This window comes from Paenibacillus sp. FSL R10-2778, assembly GCF_038593035.1.
Classification (GTDB): Bacteria; Bacillota; Bacilli; order Paenibacillales; family Paenibacillaceae; genus Paenibacillus_AQ; species Paenibacillus_AQ odorifer.
In genome coordinates this window covers 6746735-6770704 of the sequence record NZ_CP151956.1, presented here as the reverse complement: position 1 = coordinate 6770704, position 23970 = coordinate 6746735, and the positions used below count along the sequence as shown (strand labels likewise).

Annotated in this window: 15 protein-coding genes and 1 riboswitch; of the genes, 13 read left to right on the top strand and 2 right to left on the bottom strand. The window is 43.3% G+C overall.

The annotated features are described in order from the left end of the window. Positions 1 to 87 precede the first annotated feature (87 nt). The 3 genes from NST40_RS30285 to NST40_RS30275 are packed head-to-tail and all read left to right on the top strand — an operon-like array spanning position 88 to position 3627. The gene (locus NST40_RS30285; protein ID WP_076105108.1) at positions 88 to 831 is read left to right on the top strand and encodes a polyphosphate polymerase domain-containing protein; all 744 of its coding nucleotides are present in this window, start codon (positions 88 to 90) and stop codon (positions 829 to 831) included. Next, entirely contained in the window at positions 824 to 1504 is a 681-nt protein-coding gene (locus NST40_RS30280) for a DUF4956 domain-containing protein (protein ID WP_076132792.1), read from the top strand. The genes NST40_RS30285 and NST40_RS30280 overlap by 8 nt, the downstream gene beginning before the upstream one ends. A gap of 23 nt (positions 1505 to 1527) precedes the next feature. After that, positions 1528 to 3627, top strand: coding sequence for a carbohydrate-binding domain-containing protein (locus NST40_RS30275; RefSeq protein WP_342410278.1), 2100 nt, complete (start codon positions 1528 to 1530; stop codon positions 3625 to 3627). A gap of 68 nt (positions 3628 to 3695) precedes the next feature. On the opposite strand, the gene NST40_RS30270 is transcribed toward NST40_RS30275, so the two are convergent. Continuing rightward, a complete protein-coding gene (locus NST40_RS30270; protein ID WP_256718954.1) occupies positions 3696 to 4328 on the bottom strand; it encodes a TetR/AcrR family transcriptional regulator in 633 nt (210 codons plus the stop codon). 203 nt (positions 4329 to 4531) lie between these two features. Between NST40_RS30270 and NST40_RS30265 the strand changes: the two genes are divergently transcribed. The 3 genes from NST40_RS30265 (at position 4532) to NST40_RS30255 (ending at position 7543) form a co-directional block, all read left to right on the top strand. Further along, complete coding sequence (locus NST40_RS30265) at positions 4532 to 5293, top strand: SDR family oxidoreductase (protein ID WP_076124164.1); 762 nt, start codon at positions 4532 to 4534, stop codon at positions 5291 to 5293. A 427-nt stretch (positions 5294 to 5720) separates the two neighbouring features. Further along, entirely contained in the window at positions 5721 to 6515 is a 795-nt protein-coding gene (locus NST40_RS30260) for an alpha/beta hydrolase (protein WP_076220289.1), read from the top strand. Between the two features lie 38 nt (positions 6516 to 6553). Beyond that, positions 6554 to 7543 carry a sensor domain-containing diguanylate cyclase gene (locus NST40_RS30255; protein WP_076124160.1) on the top strand — a complete coding sequence of 330 codons (990 nt, stop codon included), beginning with the start codon at positions 6554 to 6556 and terminating at the stop codon, positions 7541 to 7543. Between the two features lie 16 nt (positions 7544 to 7559). On the opposite strand, the gene NST40_RS30250 is transcribed toward NST40_RS30255, so the two are convergent. After that, entirely contained in the window at positions 7560 to 8411 is an 852-nt protein-coding gene (locus NST40_RS30250) for a leucine-rich repeat domain-containing protein (RefSeq protein ID WP_076276289.1), read from the bottom strand. A 135-nt stretch (positions 8412 to 8546) separates the two neighbouring features. Between NST40_RS30250 and NST40_RS30245 the strand changes: the two genes are divergently transcribed. The 7 genes from NST40_RS30245 to NST40_RS30215 all read left to right on the top strand — a co-directional run bounded on the left by NST40_RS30245 (position 8547) and on the right by NST40_RS30215 (position 23966). Then, positions 8547 to 9230: a Crp/Fnr family transcriptional regulator gene (locus tag NST40_RS30245; RefSeq protein WP_076276288.1), complete on the top strand. Its 684-nt coding sequence runs from the start codon at positions 8547 to 8549 to the stop codon at positions 9228 to 9230. Positions 9231 to 9420: 190 nt separating this feature from the next. Further along, a complete protein-coding gene (locus tag NST40_RS30240) occupies positions 9421 to 10269 on the top strand; it encodes an EAL domain-containing protein (protein ID WP_305953541.1) in 849 nt (282 codons plus the stop codon). 115 nt (positions 10270 to 10384) lie between these two features. Next, positions 10385 to 10951 (top strand): hypothetical protein, encoded by a 567-nt coding sequence (locus tag NST40_RS30235; protein ID WP_076276340.1) that lies wholly within the window; start codon positions 10385 to 10387, stop codon positions 10949 to 10951. 157 nt (positions 10952 to 11108) lie between these two features. Further along, positions 11109 to 11195: riboswitch (cyclic di-GMP riboswitch) on the top strand. Positions 11196 to 11456: 261 nt separating this feature from the next. Then, the gene (locus tag NST40_RS30230; RefSeq protein WP_076276287.1) at positions 11457 to 17270 is read left to right on the top strand and encodes an NPCBM/NEW2 domain-containing protein; all 5814 of its coding nucleotides are present in this window, start codon (positions 11457 to 11459) and stop codon (positions 17268 to 17270) included. A gap of 244 nt (positions 17271 to 17514) precedes the next feature. After that, complete coding sequence (locus NST40_RS30225; protein ID WP_076218810.1) at positions 17515 to 18150, top strand: response regulator transcription factor; 636 nt, start codon at positions 17515 to 17517, stop codon at positions 18148 to 18150. 84 nt (positions 18151 to 18234) lie between these two features. Further along, a complete protein-coding gene (locus NST40_RS30220; protein WP_076276286.1) occupies positions 18235 to 23316 on the top strand; it encodes an AAA family ATPase in 5082 nt (1693 codons plus the stop codon). Further along, complete coding sequence (locus tag NST40_RS30215) at positions 23313 to 23966, top strand: response regulator transcription factor (protein WP_076276285.1); 654 nt, start codon at positions 23313 to 23315, stop codon at positions 23964 to 23966. Before NST40_RS30220 ends, NST40_RS30215 begins: the two co-directional genes overlap by 4 nt. Positions 23967 to 23970 lie beyond the last annotated feature (4 nt).

The following is a 23970-nucleotide window of genomic DNA, read 5'->3' as shown; positions in this document are numbered from 1 at the left end:
AACCATTTAAGATTCATTAAAGGTTTGGGATCTAAGATACATTCATAAGCACACGAGACAACGATAAACAGAAAGGATTGATCACATATGGCGATTGAGGTATTCAACCGTTATGAGAACAAATATTTGTTGGACAACGAAGCCTACTATAAATTTTATAACCAATTGCTTGAATACATGGAACTAGACGATTTCAACAAGCAACATGAGTTTTACTCCATAACCAACTTATATTATGACACGGAGCACAACACCCTGATTCGTAACAGTCTTGCGAAGCCCAAGTACAAAGAGAAGCTTCGTTTAAGAGCATACGGTGTTCCAAATCAAGATACGAAGGTGTATCTGGAAATCAAAAAGAAGGTATTTGGTCTTGTTAATAAAAGAAGAACGTCGCTCAAATTAAACGAGGCTTATGATTTTGTCGCCACCGGCATGGAACCGGAATTCAAGGATTACATGAATAAACAGGTGATTGAAGAGATCAAATATTTTCTGACACGCTATGATTTACAGCCCAAGGTGTATCTGTCTTATGACCGAAAAGCGTTGTTCTGTAAAAACAATCGCGATCTAAGAATTACATTCGATACAAATATTCGCAGCCGCCGGTACGATCTGAAGATGGAGCACGGTGTTCATGGCGAACCCTTGCTGGAGCCGGGGCAGTGGCTTATGGAAGTAAAAGCTGAGAACACGATTCCGGTCTGGCTGGCCAAAATGCTCTCAGAGCATCAAATGTACCGTACAAGCTTCTCCAAGTATGGCAACGAATATAAAAAAATGCTGAAGAACAGTAAAACAGAACGGGAGAGTGCCCTCTATGCTTGATTCATTATTTACCGTAGCAACTAGTACAGAGTTAACGTTTACCAACGCACTGCTAACTATTTTTATAGCTATTGCTCTTGGCGGGATCATTAGCTACACCTATATGAAGACCAATGCCAGCGGCTATTCGCAAAGCTTCACACTAACAATGGTACTACTGCCCGTAATTGTGGCCATCATCATTTTGCTTATCGGCAGTAATGTTGCCAGAGCTTTCAGTCTTGCCGGGGCGTTCTCCATCATTCGGTTTAGAAGTGCGCCGGGCGATCCGAAGGATATCACATTTGTTCTGTTCACCATGGCTTCTGGACTTGCCTGTGGAGTGGGTTCCTTTGGATATGCAGTCTTGTTCACCCTTATCCTTTGCGCTCTTATGTTTATCCTTAACCGGACTAACTTTGGCGTAAGAACAACGTCGCAAAAAACATTAAAGGTAACCATCCCGGAGAGTCTGGGATATGAGGAAGCCTTCGCTGAAGTGTTCAATAAATATAACGTTGGGTATGAGCTTAAAAAGATTAGAACGACTGAGCTTGGCAGTTTATATGAACTGGTCTACGCTGTAACGCTGGGTGAGGCTGTGAACCAGAAGGAATTTTTGGATGCGATTCGTACCCGGAACGGTAATTTAGACCTGTCTCTGACCATGACTCCAACTGCTAATGACTATTAAGATAACGAAAGGATGGATGAAAAATGGATAAATATATAACCGGAAGTAAAGTAGGAATCTTGCTATTGTGTGCATTACTTATGTCGGCTTGCAGCACCAATTCCACAACAACACAGTCTGAAGCCGCGGGTACAGCAGCAGCCTCGGCAACAACGATAACTCAGAACGGGGCTGTCACGGGAGTGCAACTGGCAAGCGCCAAACTATCCGATCTGGTGACGTTCGATGAAGAGGATTCTAATACAACTTGGACGGCTGACCAATCGACGGAAATTGCTTTGGCTGGAACAAGTGCGCTTGTTGACGGCACCGGGGCTGAGTCTAAGGATGGCTCAGTGACAATTACTGCAGCAGGAACTTATGTGCTGTCTGGTAAGCTGAGTGATGGACAGATTGTAGTTAATAATCAGGATGAAGGTACTGTGCACTTGGTACTGAACGGTGTGAACATCACGAACAGCGATAGTGCAGCAATTGATATTAAAGAAGCGGGGAAAGTGATCATTACCTTGGAAGACGGGACGGAGAACTCCGTATCTGATGGAGCAACTTACGTGTATGCCGATGAAACTACAGATGAACCGAGTGCGGCTATCTTCAGTAAAGCGGATTTAACGATTAATGGGACCGGGAAGCTATCTGTTTACGCTAACTATAATGACGGAATTACGAGCAAGGACGATCTGAAAATTATGGGTGGCACTATTGAAATTAAGGCTGCCGATGACGGGATTGTAGGTAAAGATCTTGTCGCTGTACAAGACGGAAATATCAGCATAACGGCAGAAGGCGATGGAATGAAATCAACCAACGATACTGAGACGGACAAAGGCTTCATAGCAATAGCAGCAGGAACATTTGATATTACGGCTGGTAATGATGGAATTCAAGCTGAGACTTCACTTGTAATAGATGGCGGAACATACACCTTAGTTACGGGTGGGGGCAACGAGAAGGGTGAAGTGAAAACAGGTGATCAAGGGCAAGGTATGGGCATGAGAGGTGGCCGAGGTCAGGGAACAGGGGATCAAGCACCAGGAACAACAGGAACAACAGGAACCTCAACATCTGAAACCAAACCAGAGACGATGCCAGAAACAAAACCGGAGATACCAACAACGGAAGCATCAACAACGGCAACAACGGCAACAACGACAACAACGGCAACAACTACAGAATCTGAAACACCAAGTACTAAAGGCTTGAAGGCTGGAGGAGATATAAGCTTAAATAACGGAACCTTTACCATCGATTCTGCTGATGATGCAGTGCACAGCAACAGTAACATTGCTATAGCTGATGGAGAATTCAACATCAAAACTGGCGACGATGGAATCCATGCGGATGCTTTGGTGGCGATATCTGGTGGTAAAATTGATATTACGAAGAGCTACGAAGGGATTGAAGGAGCAAACATCGAGATTTCCGGTGGCGAAGCTCATGTGGTTGCTTCTGATGATGGAGTGAATGTAGCAGGAGGTAACGATGAGGCGACTGTAGGCGGCGGCCCTCAGGAGCAGGATCAATTCAGCGATTCTGCTAGCAATATGCTAACGATTAGTGGAGGAACACTAACGGTCGATGCTTCAGGTGACGGGCTGGATTCGAACGGCTCCATCACAATGTCGGGTGGCACGGTTATTGTCAATGGACCTACCAATAGCGGTAACGGTGCACTTGATTTCGACGGTAGCTTTGAACAGAGTGGAGGAACTTTGGTGGCTGCGGGAAGTTCGGGCATGGCACAAGCACCGTCTGACACCTCTAGCCAACATGCAGTCAGCATGACCTTCCCTCAGACCCAGGAGGCTGGAACATTGGTTCATCTAGAGGACAGCGAAGGCAACTCGATCCTGACCTTTGCTCCTTCGAAGAGCTATCAAACGGTGGTGATTAGTTCACCGGATCTGAAGGACGGCGGTTCTTACACCCTCTACTCGGGAGGTACCTCGACCGGTAGTGAAGCGAACGGACTGTATACGGATGGTGAATATACAGGAGGAACAAAAGTAGTAGCGTTCGAAATTACAAGCAGCGTAACTTGGCTAAATGAATCCGGAGTAACAACCGCAAACACTAATCAAGGTCCAGGTGGCGGTGGTGGTGGAAACAGAAGACCTTAGGTTATAAATTGCATATCAAAAGCCACTCCAGCATTATTTTGGAGTGGCTTTTTTTAGTTTGAGATAAATTAGTCGCCGTTAATAGGGATGGAATTCTGTTTAATCGGTTGATTTGAAGTGTTGATGATCACATTATGTGAATTAAAAGACAGAATTTCAATCAGCTGCTCTGCCATATGGTTAGCTGTATATTTAAATCCGCCTTTTACCCACTCTATGATTAATCCAAATAGAGCATAGGCGGTATAACTGGAAAACAATTCGATATTTACATTGGTATTAGTGTTATTAACTGCGACTAAGTCCCGCTTGGTGAGCTCCTTTAAGAGGTCGCAAATCCTATTTTGGAACCCTGGCAGAACATTGGAATTTATAATGATGGTATAAAAATTAGAGTAAGAGACCACATGTTCAAAAATCTTGATGCTCGAGGTGGTCAGCTCACTAACTATAAATTTATCGGTATGAAGATAGGGTTCTTTATAAGCCTTAATTAAATCCTCCAACACATCATCAATTAGCTCATTTAGAAGTTCTTCTTTGGTTTGATAATGTTTATAGAAGGTTCCGCGGTTTAAATCGGCAAGGGTAACGATATCGGTTATCGTAATGGTGCGGAAATTCTTTTTTTCCATGAGTAATATCAATGCGTTTTTAAGCTCTTTACGCGATTTGCTAGTTCTCCGATTATTTTTAAGCAACAGAAGACCACCTAACTGTCTATTTTCTAATCCTATTTGAACAGAATCCCACGTTATATATATTTATGAACATTTGGTGTCTCATTTGTATATTGATAGTTAAATTTTAGAGGATTAAACTTGAGTAGTATAAATTTTAAGCGTTAAAGAGATTTTATATATTGATATTTACATTATAGATAAACGTAAAGGAGACTTCCAACATGAAACTTCAAGACAGAGTTGCAGTGGTTACTGGGGCGGCATCGGGTATGGGGAAATCTATCGCAGAGTTGTACGCTAAAGAAGGGGCAAAAGTGATTGTAGCCGATCTGAACCTAGAAGGTGCTGAACAAGTAGCCGCAGGGATCAATAGTAACGGTGGAGTAGCTAAGGCACTGAAAGTAAATGTTGCCCTGGTTGGAGATATTGATAGCATGATTGATACCGCTGTAAAAGAATATGGCACGCTAGATATTTTAGTGAATAACGCAGGGATTATGGATGGCTTTGAGCCAGTTGGTGATATTACAGATGAACGATGGGATCTTATCTTTGATATCAATACCAAAAGTGTAATGCGGTCCACTCGTAAAGCACTGCCTATTTTTCTGGAAAAAGGAAAAGGGGTTATCGTTAATACCGCTTCTACAGGTGGCGTAAGTGGTGCCCATGCGGGAGCAACTTATACTGCCTCTAAACATGCTGTAGTAGGCTTGACGAAAAACACAGCTTTTATGTATGCCAACAAAGGGATTCGTTGTAATGCTATCGCACCAGGAGCTACTGCCACAAACATCAGTGCTTCAATGAAAAATATAAATGAATTCGGCGTGAGCCGTACGCAATTAACACAGGCTGTGATCCCTCGTGTAGGTACACCTGAAGAAATCGCACAAGTTGCGTTATTCCTGGCTTCGGATGATTCCAGTTTTGTAAACGGAGCTATCATCGCTGCTGATGCGGGTTGGACTTCTGCATTCTAAATGTTGGTTGTCTACCTCTGCCTCAACAATTTATCCACGGAGTCTTAGGGACACAGATGACGTTATTCGCAAATTTTCAGCCTTTTGAGAAGGGATTCGGACTCCAGAGACGCTATTTCATATAAATCGGCCCATATTTTGTGTTTTCGCGCCAATAGCTGCAGTGGAGTCCGATAGCAATTCAAATGTGGAATAATGGCGCATTTAAGGTCTTCTGGGTCCTCTAACCAATTTTTTGGGGCAAAATGTTATCGGATTGAACGCAGGGGTGCCCCGGCACGCTACCATTTTGCCAAATGATGACCCAAACGGGAGGCTACATAAAACTCCGCTAGAGATTAATCTAGCGGAGTTTTTTCTACGCTTGATATTTCCAGGGGAACCCTGCAAAATAGAGAGAATGCTAACTATAGAGGAGTTATATGAAATGAACGATGTTATGGTGCGGAATCATGTAAAAGTCATTGGAGCAGGAGAAAAAACTATCCTTTTTGCGCATGGATTTGGGTGTGATCAAAGCATGTGGCAGTTTATCACGCCATCATTTGAGAAAAAGTATCGAATCGTTCTATTTGATTATGTAGGCTCAGGCCATTCAGATTTAAGCGCCTATACATCGGATAAATATCATACTCTCCATGGTTATGTACAGGATGTACTAGATGTCATCGAAACATTTGAACTCAAGGATCTTATTTTTATAGGTCATTCTATTAGCTCTATGATCGGTTTGCTTGCTTCAATCGAGCGGCCGGATTATTTTGATAAAATGATTATGATCGGACCTTCCCCACGTTATTTAAATGAGGGAGATGCTTATTTCGGGGGCTTTGAAAAAAGTGATATTACTGAGCTTCTGGATATGATGGAGATGAATTTCGCGGGCTGGGCTAGCTTTATGGCTCCACTTGCGATGAATAACCCTGACCCGATGTTGACTAAACAGCTGGAACGAAGTTTTATTTCGGCCGACCCTATTATCGCTAGAGAATTTGCGGAAGTTACATTTTTTTCGGATCATCGAGAAGATCTGCCTAAAGCGACAGTGCCTACCCTCATATTGCAATGCTCGGATGATAGTATCGTTCCTATAGAAGTAGGAGAATATTTACATAGACATATGAATAATAGTACGTTCCGGTTAATGGAGGCCAAGGGCCATTATCCACATATTAGCCATCCCCAGGAGACCATTACTTTGATTAATGAGTATCTTGGGTGAGATGGAGAAGATTATGGTGTTGAAAGGATATTTAGACAATGGATGACCGGTTAAAATATGCGCCATGCGGATATGTTTCCATTACCCATGAAGGAATGATCCTCGATGTGAATCAAACCTTTTTGGATGGGATGGGATATCAGCAGGTTGATTTGGTAAATAAACATTTTGAATCTATCATGTCTACGGCAAACAAGCTTATTTTTCATTCATACTTCTATCCTTTTATCAATCTGAATGGACATGTAGAAGAGCTATTTATCAATTTGAAGGACAGCAAGGGGCAAGCCGTGCCTTACTTGTTAAATGGCAGACGCCTTGAGTGTGAAGGTGTAGAGGTCATTGATTGTATTCTCGTACAGATGGGCAAACGTATTGATTATGAGCTAGAGCTACGATCTGCGAAGAAGCAAATAGAAGAGGCTTATTGGGAAAAAGATCAGGCGCTGGCAAAGCTCAAACAAATTCACCTGGAAATCGAGCAAAAGCAAGCTGAGTTGCTGGAGATGAATGCCGTTTTAGTAGAGCTATCTACTACAGACAAGCTTACTGGATTAAAGAATAGAAGATTCCTGCAAGAAAAGCTGGAAGAGCAGATTGCAGCGTATCACCGTGATCAGGCGCCTTTTTCATTATGTATTCTAGATATTGATCACTTTAAAAATGTGAATGACACCTACGGTCATCAGATGGGTGATTATGTCCTGGAGAAATTGGCGAGTATCCTGAAGTCCCAATCTCGTAAAGAAGATATCGTAGCTAGGTATGGTGGTGAGGAGTTTATCCTTCTGCTGCCTAATACAGATTCATCGGATGCCACGGCTATAGCTGAAAGTTTACGACAATTCATAGCCAGCTCCACTTGGGAGATTGGCAGCATTACGGTAAGCATTGGCATAGCTACCTTTGAAGCAACCGATACAGACATCACTCTTCTGGAAAAAGCTGATCAAGCGCTTTACGTTTCTAAAGAACAGGGGAGAAATCGCGTTACGCATATTATGGATTTGAGTGAAAAGCTTCTTTAATTGGAGGCTTTTTTTGTTATTTATAAACGATACATCCTCTTTGCTCTAATTGCTCTAAAATGTCTGTTCCCTTCAAGCTGTGATTCCATCTGAGATCCAGTTTCTCTAATCGTTCAAGCTGTAAAATCGAATCCGGGATTTTTTGCAGATTATTATCTCTTAAATCAAGCTCAACGAGGCTGTTTAATTGACCTATTTCCTCAGGGAGTTTATTCAGTTTATTTTTTCTAAGGTTCAGTCTTCTTAACTTGCTTAAATTACCGATAGATGAAGGCAGCTTAGTGATTCGATTATCACTTAAATCGATTATCCGAAGTTCTTCTATAGCACCCAAATGATCTGGTAACATGACCAGTTGATTACCATAGAGATGGATCTCTCTTAGGCCTTTTATTTGTGTGATCGAATCAGGTAAACGTTCCAGCTGATTATAATAAAGCCGCAATTCAATCAGACTGCTCATTTCGCCTATACGGGTAGGCAATTGCTTGAGATGATTATCTGTTACGTTCAGATACTTGAGCTTCTGGAGATTACAGAGCTGCTCCGGCAGCTGTTCGAACTGATTATTGCTTAGGTATAGAAAAGAATCCAACCCCTGCAATCCGCCAATGCTCTCCGGCAACACCTTCAGCCGATTATGGCCTAAATCCAGCATTCTTAGGTGAACTAAGCGACCGATGTTCTCGGATAAGCGTTCGATTTCATTGCCCGCATAATTTAGTACCTCTAATTCGTCATGAAGGAAGAGCTGATCGGGAATCTCTTTAATATGATTGTTGTACATGCTCAGTTCTAGTAGCGGATTGCTCTCAAACACGACATCTGGCGTTTCAATAAGTCCTTTTCCGTCAAAATTATATTTCATGAATGGATCTCCTTTGTAAATCGTATTGGCATCAAGCCTATGTGACAACGTTACGATAGAATATAACAGGATGATGATTTATTATCAGTATGTTGGCATACAAAACTATGGAATGTGTTAGAAAGGAATAATGAGATGGAAGCTTCTTTTTGGACTGGCACTCGCTTTTTTCAGGGTTTACCCTCGGAGAAAATCGAGGCGGTCTCAGGATTATTCACTTATAAGGCATATTCTAAGGGAACCCTGGTGTTTGCAGAATCAGATCCGGGGGATCATGCCTACATTATCTATTCGGGGATTATAAGGGTGTATGCTACCACGAAAGGGAAAGAGCATACCGTAGATCTTTTTGGAAAAGGCGATTTCTTTGGCGATCTGGAAGTGATCCATCCCTCCAATATAAGAGTGCTGTCTGCGGTGGCTATGAATGATACTGTATTATTTGAGATTAAACATGAGCCTTTTAAGCAGATGCTTGCCGATTACCCGTTGATTAAGGAGCAATTGATGCTGCTGCAAATGGACCGTTTATTTTTATCGAATCGGTTATTACATGAAATGAAATTTCATGATGCGAGAGCGCGTGCGATCTTTACGCTGAGAAGACTATACCAAAGATTTGGAGTAGAGGAGCAAGGCAAACAGAGGATTGATCTTCGATTGACCCATCAGCAGTTCGCGGATATGATCGGAACGTTAAGGGAGACGGCTACTCTTGTGCTTAAAGATCTGCAAGAGCAAAAGATTATTGAGATTCAACATCAGCAGATCACCGTGTTAGACCCGAAGTATTTACTGGAGTATACGAATTTCGATTGAGAAGAGCCGTTCCGGGATCTTTTTCAGAGAATTGATTATTAAAGGGGTTATGAATGTGGCTTGTAATCATTGTGTAGTAAGAGATCTGAATTTTGAAATCAAGGCTCATGGTGAGCTTAATCTTAGGGTTTTACCTGAGGTTATTCATCACCTGAGTAGAAGTAATACGATACATAAGGTGGAAGAAAATGTGATTACAATTAAGGAGGCTGGGGTGCGGGATTTTCTGGATTTCTGTAATGACCATATGGAGTCGGAGCAGGTTGAATTCCGTATAGATGACCAAACATGGAGACCCCTATCCGAATTACCCACTGTACTTGATATGGAGTGGATTGATGAGGTTATCACTAAGGGTCTTGTTACTTGCTACTTCCAACCGATTGTGAACGTAAGGGAAGAGATTTTTGCATACGAGCTCCTATCCAGATTTAAAAAAGAAGACGGATCTCTTATCTATCCTAATGAGATTTTTGCGGCGGCACGTAATCGTGGGCGTTTATATGCTTTAGACCGGTTATGTAGAATGACGGCTGTAAAATATGCTGCACCCTTAAATAAAAAAACGTTTATTAATTTTATCCCAACGTCGATCTACGCTCCAGAGTTCTGCTTAAGATCAACCGTTGAACTGGCCAATCAATTAGGCGTCGATCCTTCTCTTTTTGTCTTTGAAGTTGTTGAGACGGAGAAAGTGGATGATCTCGCTCATTTGAAAGCTATTTTGACATATTACAAGGATCGGGGATTTGAATACGCTTTAGATGATGTTGGTGAGGGCTTCAGCACGATCGAGATGTTATTGGAGCTTAAACCCCATTACATGAAGCTGGATATGAAATATGTTCAGGGTGTGTCCAGCGATCTGAACAAACAGAAAATAGCAAAGCAATTTTTAGAAAAAGCTTTAGAAATCCAATCCGTTCCTTTAGCAGAAGGTGTGGAGTTTAGAGAGGACTTTGAATGGCTTAAGCAGAGTGGTTATCAGTTGTTTCAGGGATATTTATTTGGAAAGCCTGATCCTATTCCCAAACAGTAATCCTAATGAGTATATATCCGTCCAGAGGATGAGATGAATTTCAGGTCAGAGTCTGAGTACAGCCAACCCCCGGGGTTGTATAATTTAGGTAATTGAAAAGGGGGACGGGATGGATATGAAATGGCATCAATTTGTAACGCGCTGGGCAGATTCTAGGGGCTTTGATGGACGAGAGATTGATTATCAATGGCCTTCTCCCTCATTTCCGGTCATCAGTATTCGCAGTAATCTAGGGCGATACTCAGGTCAAGCGTATGGTCGTGGAGGTAAACCCCGTGTGAAGACAGCCGTTGGATTAATCGCTATTGGAGATGTAGCTGTCGGCTTGATTTCCATAGGTGCGATAAGCGTGGGCGTATTATCCTTAGGAGCAATATCACTGGGAATGTGGTTAGCGATCGGAGCAATAGCACTTAGCTGGCTTGGCTTCGCAGTGGGAGCGATTGCGATTGCAGGCGTGGCTGTAGGAGCGATCGCAATCGCGGAAAAAGCGTTGGGGGCCATCGCCATAGGGGATACGGCGTTTGGTGCGATAGCGATAGGCAGGATCGCTGGGGGTGCCATAGCTATCGGACAATGGGCATATGGTGTAATCGCAGTTGGCGAACATGGTTTCGGATTAATTCCCGTCACGGGCGATGTGTGGAATTGGTTCCGGCGTTTGTTTGGATCGGGGAGTTAAGTAGACCTACAGTCCTAAAGGATGCCCTTCTCTTCCGGGATGGTCGATAAATAATATCTATCACATAAGAAAAACTAATTGCAATTACCTATATTCATTTCATACCAATTAATCATGCGATCCGATCTAGGCTTATGTTACTCTTTGAATGTATTCGAAACTTCATAGGCAAACCTATGGAAATGTAGGGACGCAAAGCTAAAGGGACTAAGGTTATCATAACTATTGTCAGCCAGCTGCCAAAGAGTGTGTAACGCTTTTTGTTAAAATATAAGATATTAAGTATAAGTTATACACCTATACTTAATATCTTATATTTCTCGCTTAAACGCTTACCGTCCTTATAGGACGCCGAAGGCGTTTATGCTTGTTAAGGTTTAATAAAAATTAAGTCTTAATTTTTAGGCGACTTTATACGCAATCAAGCTACTCTTTTGGGGTAGTTTTTTTTGTGCCCATTTTTGGGCACTGGAGAGATTCATATGACATCTGGGGGTAAGAAGAGATGAAGAAAATGATTGCGATCGCTACATCGGCGGCCATGTTGGCCAGTTTTTCGAGTGAGGCAGGTTATGCTTTAGCAAGTGAGGCAAGCAAGGTAAATGTAACAAAAAAAGTGGCGCAAAGTAAGGTTAACTTATTAAGCAACGCTTCGGTTATTCCGTTTGAGCTGTACGGCAAGGATGCTCTAAATGCCTATAATGAGGTTTTTAGAATGAATCCAGCAAATATTAAATCCATCACAAATAACGGTGGTAACTACTCAGGCTCGCCTATAGCTAAGGCTATGGATGGGGATATGAGCACGCATTGGGAGACTGGCAAACCGAATAGTTCAACGTTTACGAATGAGGTTGTGTTTGTTTTCAATGAGTCCACTGAATTAAATAGAATGGTATACGCGGCTAGGCAATCCGGTGCGAAAGGTAAAGGTTTTGCTCAAGAATTTGATATCTACGGCTCCACTACCGATGCGGGTGATTTTACGCTCGTGTCTTCTGGAGAATATACAGGCTCAACCGGTGATGTAGTGGAGATTCAGTTCGCACCTACGGCATTTAAGAGACTTAAATTTGTCTTCAAAAAAGCGAACCAAGATTGGGCGAGTGCGGCTGAATTTTCATTTTATAAAGAGGATAGTGTCTCTGCTAAAATGAAAAATTTATTTACTGATGATACCTTGAGCCAAGTTAGTGCTGCCTTTGATACGGCAGAGAAATTAACAGCTTTAGAGAATGAAGTGCAGGCACATCCACTGTATGCGCAGTTTAAAGAAGAGATAGAGAATGCAAAGATCCTTTTGGAGAACCATCAGGTAGAGGCAACGGCAGCCAAGGTTTCGAAGCTAAAAGGGTATGGAACAGCCTATGAAAATGCCTATAGCCAAGCTTATAGAATGCCGAATGCAAACGTATCAAAAGTAACGGTGAACGGTGGAAGCTACTCAGGTACGAAGCCTGAATATATGCTGGATGACCAGCCCACTACGCATTGGGAAACGAACAAAAACAATGATGCAAGCTTCACGAATGAAGTCGTGTTTGAACTAGCGCAAGCGGAAGTGCTGGACAGAGTGGCTTTTTTGGCTAGAGATAACCGCAAAGGATTCCCAGAGGCTTTTGAAATCTATGCATCAGAGACGAGTAAAGGAGAGACCTTCCAACTTGTATCTAGCGGAACCGCGGTTAGTACCAATGACTTTCTGGAATTTAAATTCGAACCGACGAAGTTTAAAAGATTAAAATTTAAGTTCACAAAAGCTAATATCAACAGACCTTTTGCGGCTGAATTTAGATTTTATACAGAAGATAAAGTAAGCGAAGCTGTAAATGGTATTTTCACAGATGGAACGATGATTGCGGTTGTGCCTGCTTATAATAGCGTCGAAGCAATCAACGAATTAGAAGAAGCGGCAAAAGTACATCCGCTCTATCCAATCCTGAAAGATTCTTTGGATTTAGCTAAGAAGCTAGTGAATGGTGAAGTTCAAACCGAAGGCACCATCATTGAGGCGGAACAACGTGGAGATATGAAAAAGCATGCGCAGGAAAACCTGAGAATTGGTTTTGGTACGAACAACCAGCCTACAGGTCTCGTTGCAATGCCTGGAGATACGATCAACGTTTATGTGGACGCAGCTTCTAACGATAAGCTACCTTCTTTAGTCTTTTCTCAACAAGAGGCCGCTTGGAATGTTTGGGCTAGAGGTGTGCAATTGCGTCCAGGTAAGAACATTATAACCGTTCCTGAATTTGCTACGAATAGTTATTATGCACATGAAGTGACTAAGGGCGGTACAGTGTATATCGTCAATCCATATACAGCTGAGGAACAAGGGAAAGCGCCATTGATCCGCTTCGAAGGTTTAGAAAAGATTCCTTTTATGACCAAGACCACGGATCCAGAACAATTCAAAACCTTCTTAATCACATACAAACAAAGACTGGACGAAGATAAAGCGGCTCATCCAAATGTTCAAGATCGTAAACTCATAGATGTGGTAGAAATGGCCAGCGATCATGTTATTTTCACAGGAACGGCGACGGAGGCGTACAACAAATATATTACGCAAGGAAATAACCCGCTGGACACCGTAACTGGGTATGACACCTGGATGAAGAGTATTTTTTCCTTCTATGGCTTGGATGGCAGTAGTGAGATTCATGATGCCAAGCTAATTCGTGAGAATATTCGATTAATGCAGCCTTATGGTGCGATGTATGCAGCGGGAGATCATACAGGGATCCAACTTGGAACAGTAGGAACCATGTTAGGTGATTTTAATAAAGCCTATCCGGGCTGGGGACTGAATCACGAAATTGGGCATCGCTTGGCTATGGGTGAACGGGAATATGGCGAAGTAACTAATAATATGGTGTCTATGTTTATGTCTGTCGCGGCAAATTCGATAGATAATCGTATACCGTATGAATCAGATATCTATAAATATGTCCTCGAAGAAAATAAAGTGGTTATGAATCAGCAGGGCTTATTTGCACAACTCGGAGCCTATTGGCAGCTGGAGCTGGCACATCCGGGATACTGGACAGAGCTGACCAAGCTATATCGGGAGCGGAAGGTCACCCTTACCAACGGTGACAATTCCAAGCAGCAGTATTTGGTGGAGTTCTCCTCCGAAGTACTGGGATTAGATTTAAGCAGCTATTTTGCCAGACATGGCTTCACTGTGAATCCTGAGACAAAAGCGAAAGTAGCCAAGTATCCGGCACCGCAAAAGTTATGGTATTTAAATAACTCGGTGATTAATTATGAGGGAACTGGAATAGCGGATAAAAATTTGGCCATTAAGGTTAATATCACACCTAACACCACGGATAGAACGAACACGTTAAGTTTCAGTATAGATAAAGAGCTTAAGCAAGACTTTTTAGGATATGAAGTGTATAGAAATGATGTGTTAGTTGGTTTTACAGGAACTGAGCAATTTGTGGATCAGAATGTAGATGCGAGTATCAACTATACGTACAAGATCGTCGGTTATGATAAAAAGCTGAACCCACTGAAGCCCGTACAGGTTAAAGCCTTTAAGCCAGCCTTGTCTGTTGAAGATCAGCTCACTTTAAAGCTTAATCAAACCTTTGATCCGATGAGCTATGTAAAAGCGGCTAACTATCTAGGAAACGATATTACTGCAGATGTCTCTCTGAAAGCCAATAACGTTGATGTAACGCAAAAAGGCAACTACGAAATTGTATATGAAGTGAAAAGCGAAGGGGTTACGGAAACGAAAACCACACAGGTTACGGTAACGAGCGACTACGCCTATATTTCCGATCTCAATGCCAAGTCAGTCGTTGTAGGCTGGGGTGAATTAAAGAAAGATAAAGCCGTTTCCGGAGGAATCATAACCCTTGTTCGCCAAGGGTTGGCTGCGACGTACGCGAAAGGGATTGGTGTTCATGCCAACTCTGAGGTAGTTTACGATATTGAAGGTAAGGGTTACGACTTCTTTGAAAGCTACATTGGGATTGATCAAGCCATGAAAGGGAAACCTTCCTCGGCTACTTTTGCAGTGTATGTGGATGGAGAACAGAAATTTGAGAGTGATGTTTTCCGGGCAGGAACAGAACATCAATTTGTGAAAATCCCTGTGACTGGCGCAAGAGAGGTGAAGCTGGTTACAACAGATGCTAAGGATGGCAATGCTTCAGACCATACGGTATGGGCGGATGCGAAGTTCTCGAATAATTCAAGCAAACCTACCATTACAGTACCGGAAGAGACAACCTTCGTTAAGCTGAACAGCGAATTTGATGTGTTGAGCGATGTAACAGCTTTTGATACGGAAGATGGTAACTTAATTGGAGCCGTTAAAGTGCATTCAAATGGATTCACATCAAGCAAAACAGGGACTTACAACGTCGAGTTTTCAGTTACAGACTCAGATGGGAACTCCGCTGTGCAGGCCAGAAAGATTGTTGTATACAGCGCTAGTAAATACCTGAGTGATATAGATTGGCAATCGGCAAAAACGGATTATAATGTGGTTCGAAAAGATAAGGCTAGCTCTAACAATCCGATTAAGCTGCTGGTAAATGGCGAGGTCAAAGAGTTCGCTAAGGGCTTAGGAACCCATGCCAGCTCTGAAATCGTGTATAATCTGGCAGGTGCAAACTATGAATATTTTGAAACGTATGTAGGGGTTGACAGAAATATCCCTGAGCAAAGCAACTCCAGTGTAATTTTCAAAATCTTTGCCGATGGGGCAGTGGTTTATAACAGCGGACTGATGAAATTTGGTACAGAAGCCAAGCTTGCGCGGATACCTGTTAAGGGTGTAAGTGAATTGAGGCTGGTGTTAGATAATGCAGGTAACGGAAATGCTTCAGATCACGGTGATTTTGCTGATGCGAAGTTTATGATCTTGAACAATACACCAGAGCTTACCATACCTAAATCTGTCTCAACCAAAGTGGGTCAAGCGATTGATATCAGTGAAAGCTATTCCGCAATGGATTCGGAAGACGGTGACTTGACGGCTCAAGTGAAGGTCACAGGCCAAGAGCAAGTTAAATTCAACCGGGCTGGAAAGTATCCAATCACTTACACAGTAACAGATAGTGATGGAAATACGACCACGAAGATTAGAACTATAGCCGTAGTAGACATGACGGACTTTACGTATCTGACGGATTACGACTGGAATTCTACTCAGAACAGCTATACTGCACCTTTGAAGGATAAATCTATTAGTGCAAATACGCTGAGATTAACAGATGAGAACAATCAGGTAGTGTCCTATGAAAGAGGAATTGGAGCGCACTCTAACTCGACGATTGTATACAATCTAAGCGACAAAAACGCGGACTATTTCACTTCCTATGTAGGTGTAGATAGACAAATGTACGGTTCTGTTGGTTCGGTGAGCTTTGAGGTGTTTGTCGATGGAGAGAAGAAATTCGATAGTGGGGTCATGGGTTCGAGAGATCCGCAGAAATTCATCGAATTGGATATTAATGAAGCAAAAGAACTGAAATTAGTCGTCACAGACGGGGGAAATGGCAACGGATCTGACCATGCTACATGGGGTGGAGCCAAACTACATTTCGCGAATGGAGATCACTTATTCACTAGAGATCTCGAACAGGCGATTGCAGCGGCTAAAGCAATTTCTCTAGAAGGCTTCACACCTGAGAGCATCGCGGCATTTACGTCCAGCCTCTCGACAGCAGAGACAGTGTTGGCTAACTCTTCTGTTACGCAAAGTGAAGTAGACGAAGCTGTAGCAGCGTTGCAACAAGCAACCGAAGGTTTGGTCCAAATAGATCTTACGCAACTGATTACTGTGGCGGACCCGTATTTAAGTGCTTCGATCAAGACTACATTGGGCGTAACTGGAGAATTAACATTAGGTGATATGTATAACCTTACAACGTTAACCAGCGAAACCAGAAGAGCCAGATCCTTGGGAGGTTTGCAGTACGCGAAGAACCTAGAGACACTTGATATTACTGGAAATGAAATTACAGATTTCTCCCCATTACAAGGATTAACTAAACTAACGAGCTTATTGGCCGACCCACAAATGGTAGAGGTAGGAGAATTTAAGGGACCTGTAGTTGAAGTGGCCAATCTGGTGAAAGGGCTCGATGGCAGCAAAGTGATCCCTAATTCGGCTGGGGTAAGAAACACTAGAACATCTAAAGAAATTGTGTTTGATATGAAGGAATGGGCTGCTAATCCGGATGTGTTCACTATTGACCTATCAAACGGGGAGAAAGGAACTTACATGCTGGGGTTAACTTACCAAGTCGCAGGTAATCTCGTGCAAATCATTTCTTTTATTGATAATAATTAAATTCCCAAGAAAGCAGGCGGATTGTGGTCTCTATAACCATGGTTCGCCAGTTTTTAAATGAGGGGTTTTTATGTAAAAATATCCATTTTGTCATATGACAAAAGAAATGACAACGCTCACTATAAGCGGTGTAGTCTTTTAACTATACTTAATCAGAAATGCGCCAAATTTAAATGAATACTCCAATTGAAGCTTTTTATACAAAGAAGTAAATAATGTATGCGGTTTAGAGGGAGGTGTTTCTGTGAAAATCATCATTGTAGATGATCATCCTTTAGTTAGAAGAGGGCTGGCATCTGTCATTGCAATGCAATCGGATATGCAATTTGCCGGTGAAGCTACGAATGGTCCGGAAGCACTTGATGTGATTGAAGAGACAAAGCCAGACATTGTCCTCATTGATCTTAAACTTGCTGATGAATCAGGACTGGATGTCATTAGGATAGCACGTACCCGCGGCATTGTTAGTAAATTCATACTGTTGACTTCCTCTGCGAGCAGAGAGGATTTTTTGAGGGCTGAAGAAGTATTGGTAGACGGATATGTTCTGAAAGAGGCACTGCCGGAGGAATTACTGTTTGCTATCCAGTTGGTGTACAAAGGGAGAAAATACTATGATCCTGGTCTAATGGAAGAAAAGATGCGAATGAGCGCCGGCAGTCCAACAGATGAATTGACACCAAAAGAGAAGGAAGTCCTGATTCAGCTTGGACAAGGTGCTTGCAATAGAGTGATTGCCACACGTCTTTTTATCAGTGAATTTACGGTGAAGAAGCATGTCAGTCAGATTTTAGCGAAGCTGCAGGTTACTGACCGGACACAGGCGGCATTGTGCGCGAACGCGATAGGATTAACGAAATATGAAATGTCTTATGAGTAGAACGGCAAGATCAGATGTTATAATGGCTTTAACTACTTTGTGAGATTGAGTATTCTGTCTAATTGTAATTAGGGAGTGCTGTTGATGTTTGAATTGCCAGGATACCAAACCTTAGATCTGATAGATAATACCGCAGATATCAGGTTATACAGACTCCTACGTCAAGAGGACGGCCTAAGGGTTATCGCTAAGACAACAATAGGAGAATATCCGGGAGCTGCCATGGTCGATGCTTTTCGTCATGAGTATGACATGCTTAAGCGACTTTGCGGTCGTGGTGCAATAGAGCCGTACAGTCTGGAAATTATGGCGGACCGACCAGTCCTTCTCTTAAAAGATATAGAGGGGAGTACCCTTGGGCAGATCCTGCGTATGCCTGTTAATTCACTGGGTCTTCCAGCGCTAATTCGAATCGCTACAGCTATTGCTGATTGTCTTATGCAAATTCATCGTGAAAAAATAACACTAAATGAACTAACCCCCGCTCATCTAATCGTCAATCCCATTACTTTTGAAGTGAAATTTATTGATATAAGAATGTGTTCTACCGAAAACACCACGAGTCCTTTGTCACCGTTAGGCGGCCGGCCCGATGTTCTGCTTCCTTATATAGCTCCAGAACAAACGGGACGAACCGGAGTCAAACCGGATTACCGTTCTGACTTTTATTCGCTGGGGATCATCCTGTATGAATGTCTCTCGGGCAGCCGCCCCTTTGAGCTGCATGATGTTGTTGATATTGTATATCGTCATCTTGCAGATACACCTGAGCCTCTGCACCGCAGGTTCCCCACTATCCCTCTATCGGTCTCTGATATTGTTGGTAAATGCATGGAGAAAATGCCTGAAGCGAGGTATGCCAGCGCGTTTGGCATTAAATCGGATCTTGAGGAATGTCTATCCCGTCTAGAAGAATCCGGGCATATTGAGCCTTTTCCACTAGGAAGCTGGGATATCCCAGAGCGCTGGATGGTATCAGGACGCTTCTATGGAAGACATCTTGAGCAACAAAGCTTAAGGGAAGCACTGCAACGAGCATCACAAGGTGCCGTAGAGACGGTTTGGATTAGCGGGGAGAGTGGTATCGGCAAAACAACCTTTCTGAAGGAGACCCTTACAAATACAGTCTCTTTGGATGGTTTCTTCGCCAGAGGCAAATTCGAATCCCGACATACCTCACTCCCTTATGGCATCTGGCATCAAGTCTTAGAAGAGTTGGTTAGTCAGCTGCTGATGGAAACAAAGCTGCAGGTGGAGGTTTGGAGGCTGCGTATTCTACAGGCAGTGGACAATTACGGTCAGTTGCTGATCGATTTTGTTCCTAAGCTTGAACTCTTGATTGGCCCACAACCCTCCGTACCTCCACTGCCACCGCTGGAAGCTCAGCATCGCTTTCAATTAATCATGAGCCGATTTATTCAACTCTTTCCTCATGAGGATCATCCTTTGATCTTGGTATTGGATAATTTGCAATGGGCTGATGATACGTCGCTGCAATATCTCACTTCGCTTATAGAGGATACGGCAACGACTCATCTGCTAATCGTGCTTTCCTATCGCAATCGGGAGATTACAAGGCTGCACCCGCTCAGTAGGCTGGAAAAACATCTGATTGACCGCAACGTAGCGATGAGCAGAATTTCTTTACAAGCGCTTGAACTCACCGATTTAAAACAACTGCTACTTGATGTTATGCGTTACGAGGCAGCTGACTTGGACGAGCTGGCGCGCGTGCTGCTTCATAAGACAGATGGAAACCCGTTATTTATTAAGCAATTCCTTCAAGATTTGATAGATGACCAGCGAGTGGAATTTGATGAGAATATTCGAAGCTGGAAATGGGATCTCCAGCGTATTACTGAATTGAATGTACCCGATAACGTAGCTTCATACCTTTCAAGTAAATTGCAACAATTTCCTGAACAGACGGTATGTGCACTTAGTAGAGCCGCATTTATAGGCAGCCTATTTGATTTACGTACACTTGCTGATATTACGGAGACACCGATAGAGACATTGAACGATGCGTTGGCGGTTGCTGTACATGGGCGCTTGTTGCAGCCCGTTAACGGGGAGGAATATCCGCATTATAAGTTCCAGCACAACCGCATTCATCAGGCAGCATATACTTTTATTTCCGAAGAGGAGCGTTCCGAGCTGCATTGGAGGATTGGTCTGTTATTGCTAGGCCGAGGCCCGCTTAGTGAAGGAACGACTCTATTCGAAGCTGTCCATCATTTGAATCAGGCACTTACATGGTTAGACCGCCCTGAAGAGAGGCTTCAACTAGTAGAGCTGAACTTACAGGCAGGGATAAAAGCGAAGCAAACAACCGCACATGAGACAGCCTTGCAATATATGCTTCAGGCAACGTCATTATTAGAGGAGCAGAGCTGGGAGGCGCATTATGGGCTGACCTTCCGGGTATTCCGTGAGAGGGCGGAGCTCGAATATTTATGTTCCCATTTTGATACGGCTAATGAATTATTCCATCTGTTAATTGATAAAGCTACGACAAATATGGATAAGGCTTACGTCTACGTAATGAAGGTGCAGTTGGAAGCAAGTAATGATAACCATGAAGAGGTGATCTCCTTAGGCCAGCATACCTTATCGTTACTGAAAGTGAAGCATCAATTTGATCCTGGTTATGCTCAATTGACGCTTCAATGGTTACGATTGCGGCATAGACTCAAGAAGGTCTCACTCGAATCGCTTACTCTTTTACCTCCAATGACTGATGAAGCACGTAGAATCGCAATGTCTACTTTAGATCATTCAAGTAATGCTTGCTTCTACGTCAATCGAGAAGGGTGGCTCGCTTCTTCCTTCACCATGATTGAATTAACGCTTGATTATGGGATGACTCCGGAGGCTTCCATTGGATTCATAGGCTATGCAATGTTTCAATACTATTACTTCCGTAATGATGAAGAGACATTCAAATGGGCCATGCTGGCGTTCAGCTTATCCGAACCCTATCCGAAACAGCATATGACAACCTTAGCCGCGTTCGCCATGTGCTACGATAGCTGGCGGCATTATGATCCCGCTATGCTCCATACGTTTACCGAGAAAGCTGGTAAAGTAGGACTGGAATCAGGTGACTTATGGAAGGGCAACCAGAATGTGTTGATCAACTGTGCCTCCCTTTTGCAATTTGGTCATCCTCTCGGCGATATCTATGAGCGGTTAATTACTCATTCCGGTGATTTGCTGCGCCATAACAACAGTCTTCATTGTAAGCAGGCTATTGTAGCAGCGGCCATTCTTGTTCGCTTGACAGGTTATCGCTCTATAGATGATCCCTTTCCCATCGCGGAGATTAGCGAGCCTGCTTTTGCACAGTCGGTTCATGGGGACACCTTTGATTTTATACAAGAAATGGTCTGGATCTATCAATATTTGACGGGCTATGTATTTGGGGAATACCGGGAAGCCAGTGAGGCATTAGCCAAATCAGCGGCCATTATAAAATCACGCGAAGATGGCTTAGACAGTCCCATGCAGATCATGTATGAATGTTTAGTCTGGGCTCAGTTGTATGAGGAATATAACGCTGAAGAGCAACGTACATATCGGGCAAAAATGCGTAAATGCTTGAAGAAAATGAAAAAGCTTGCCAGGCGTTGTCCGGGGAATTATCAGCATAAATATCTGTTAATGAAGGCTGAGTTAACTCGTCTATCGCGAGATCCCCGCCAAGCTGAAGCATTGTATGAGCAATCCATTGAGAATGCTCGGGTCCACGGTCATATTCACGATTTAGCGATGGCAGCGGAATGTTACGGTAAATATGGGCTTCGTCATGGCAAAATGCATCTGGCAAGAATCTATATGACTGAGGCCTATGAGGCTTATCTGCAATGGGGCGCAAAGGCTAAAGCGGCTGACCTGGAGCAGCAGCATCGCCATTTGCTGCATATTAAACGAGAGCCCGGGCTCGATCGTGTGGATTCCCTTTCTGTGGTAATGTCTGCCCAAGCATTATCGGGCGAGATGGAGATGAGCCGATTATTGGCCACGCTGATGCGAATCATGCTCCACAATGCTGGGGCAGAATATGGGGCTGTTATTTTTGATCATGACGGCAAATGGATGGTGGAAGCTTATGGGACCTCAGAAACCCAGCATATCGAATCTGTTCCACTTGGGGAAGAATCGGGGTTGGTCCCGGCAGCGATTATTGCTTACGCGGCAAGAACACAAGAACAGGTTGTATTACATGATGCACTCAGTGAAGGAATATTTACCCGTAATACTTACGTTAGGAATAATAGACTGAAATCGGTTCTATGTCTCCCCATCATGAATCAGAATAAATTGGTTTGCCTGCTCTATTTGGAGAATAATCTATCACCGGGTGTATTTACTCCAAGCAGACTCGATGTGCTCAAGCTGCTTGGTTCACAATGCGCAATCTCAATCGCTAATGCCAAGCTGTATTCGGGAATCCAATATCTCAAAAAAAATCTGGAGGATCAGGTGGTAGAAAGAACTCGTAGCCTGGAGCGTTCGATGCGTGAAACATCTGCGGCTTTGGCCGAAGCTACTGTTTTTGAGGAACGCAATCGTATTGCCCAAGAGATTCATGATATTGTCGGGCATACCCTTACATCGACGATTCTGCAGATTGAAGCTGGCAAGCGGCTGCTTCAGAAGAAGGAGATAGACAGCGGCTTTCAGCGTCTGGCTGAGGCCCAGGATCTTGTGCGGCATAGCTTGAATGAAATCCGCGGCTCTGTCCATATGCTGAAAGAGGACAGGTATTCTGATTTAACCGTGATGCTGAAGCAGTTGATTCGAGATACAGAACGCAATGCAGGCGTTGTTGTTCATGCAGTTATTTACGATCTGCCGGAAGCCATGTCAACAGCCTATAAAAAGGCAATCTATCATGCTTTGCAGGAGGGCTTAACTAATGGGATCAGACATGGGAAGAGTGTGGAGTTCCATTTTAGTCTGGAGTCTGTTGGAGCGAACTTGCAGTTTAGACTCAAGGATTGTGGGCTAGGGATGGGTCCAATCGTGATGGGATTTGGACTTAGGACGATGAAGGAACGGGTTGAGCAGCTGGGAGGCAGCTTATCCATCGATTCAGAAATGGATGAAGGCTGTTTACTGGAGATTGATCTGCCCATGCGAAGGGTTGTGGATAGAACATGAGTAAAATAAAAATTGTAATTGCCGATGATCAATTGTTGACGCGGGAAGGACTTCGCACCATTTTGGATCTGGAAGATGATATGGAAGTGGTTGGTGCTGCCAAGAATGGAGAAGAAGCTTGCGAGATGGTTGAGGCACTCCAGCCTGATCTGGTGCTGCTCGATATTCAAATGCCAGTTATGGATGGCCTTAGCGCCTTGAAACGAATAAAGCAGATTCGGCCGAACATCTTCATTCTGATTCTGACTACTTTTATAGAGACTGATTATATTGTAGAGGGAATGGCCTACGGAGCAAGCGGTTATATGCTGAAGGACATGGATGCAGATAAAATGATCGCTTCGATTCATGATACGTTATCCGGGCAATTTATTCTGCCAGCTCCGGTAGCAGCCAAACTGGCATCGAGGATGAACAGGTTAACAGAGGACTATGAACACTGGCAAAGATCGGATCTGGATCGTATCAGTCTGACAGAACGGGAAGAGGAGCTGGCACAGCTCATTATCCGGGGAATGAACAACCGTGAAATCGCCGATACATTACATATTGCGGAAGGTACGGCGCGCAATTATATTAGCAATCTTTACAGCAAATTAGAAGTGGTTGATCGGGCCCAAGCAATTGTGCGACTGCAGGCTATTTTGTAATAAT

Excerpts from the sequence above, each read along its gene's own strand:
- NST40_RS30285 (WP_076105108.1), top strand. The coding sequence starts at position 88 with ATGGCGATTGAGGTATTCAACCGTTATGAGAACAAATATTTGTTGGAC.
- NST40_RS30230 (WP_076276287.1), top strand. The coding sequence starts at position 11,457 with ATGAAGAAAATGATTGCGATCGCTACATCGGCGGCCATGTTGGCCAGT.
- NST40_RS30250 (WP_076276289.1), bottom strand. The coding sequence starts at position 8,411 with ATGAAATATAATTTTGACGGAAAAGGACTTATTGAAACGCCAGATGTC.
- NST40_RS30245 (WP_076276288.1), top strand. The coding sequence starts at position 8,547 with ATGGAAGCTTCTTTTTGGACTGGCACTCGCTTTTTTCAGGGTTTACCC.
- NST40_RS30265 (WP_076124164.1), top strand. The coding sequence starts at position 4,532 with ATGAAACTTCAAGACAGAGTTGCAGTGGTTACTGGGGCGGCATCGGGT.
- NST40_RS30280 (WP_076132792.1), top strand. The coding sequence starts at position 824 with ATGCTTGATTCATTATTTACCGTAGCAACTAGTACAGAGTTAACGTTT.
- NST40_RS30215 (WP_076276285.1), top strand. The coding sequence starts at position 23,313 with ATGAGTAAAATAAAAATTGTAATTGCCGATGATCAATTGTTGACGCGG.
- NST40_RS30275 (WP_342410278.1), top strand. The coding sequence starts at position 1,528 with ATGGATAAATATATAACCGGAAGTAAAGTAGGAATCTTGCTATTGTGT.
- NST40_RS30235 (WP_076276340.1), top strand. The coding sequence starts at position 10,385 with ATGAAATGGCATCAATTTGTAACGCGCTGGGCAGATTCTAGGGGCTTT.
- NST40_RS30255 (WP_076124160.1), top strand. The coding sequence starts at position 6,554 with ATGGATGACCGGTTAAAATATGCGCCATGCGGATATGTTTCCATTACC.
- NST40_RS30260 (WP_076220289.1), top strand. The coding sequence starts at position 5,721 with ATGAACGATGTTATGGTGCGGAATCATGTAAAAGTCATTGGAGCAGGA.
- NST40_RS30220 (WP_076276286.1), top strand. The coding sequence starts at position 18,235 with ATGTTTGAATTGCCAGGATACCAAACCTTAGATCTGATAGATAATACC.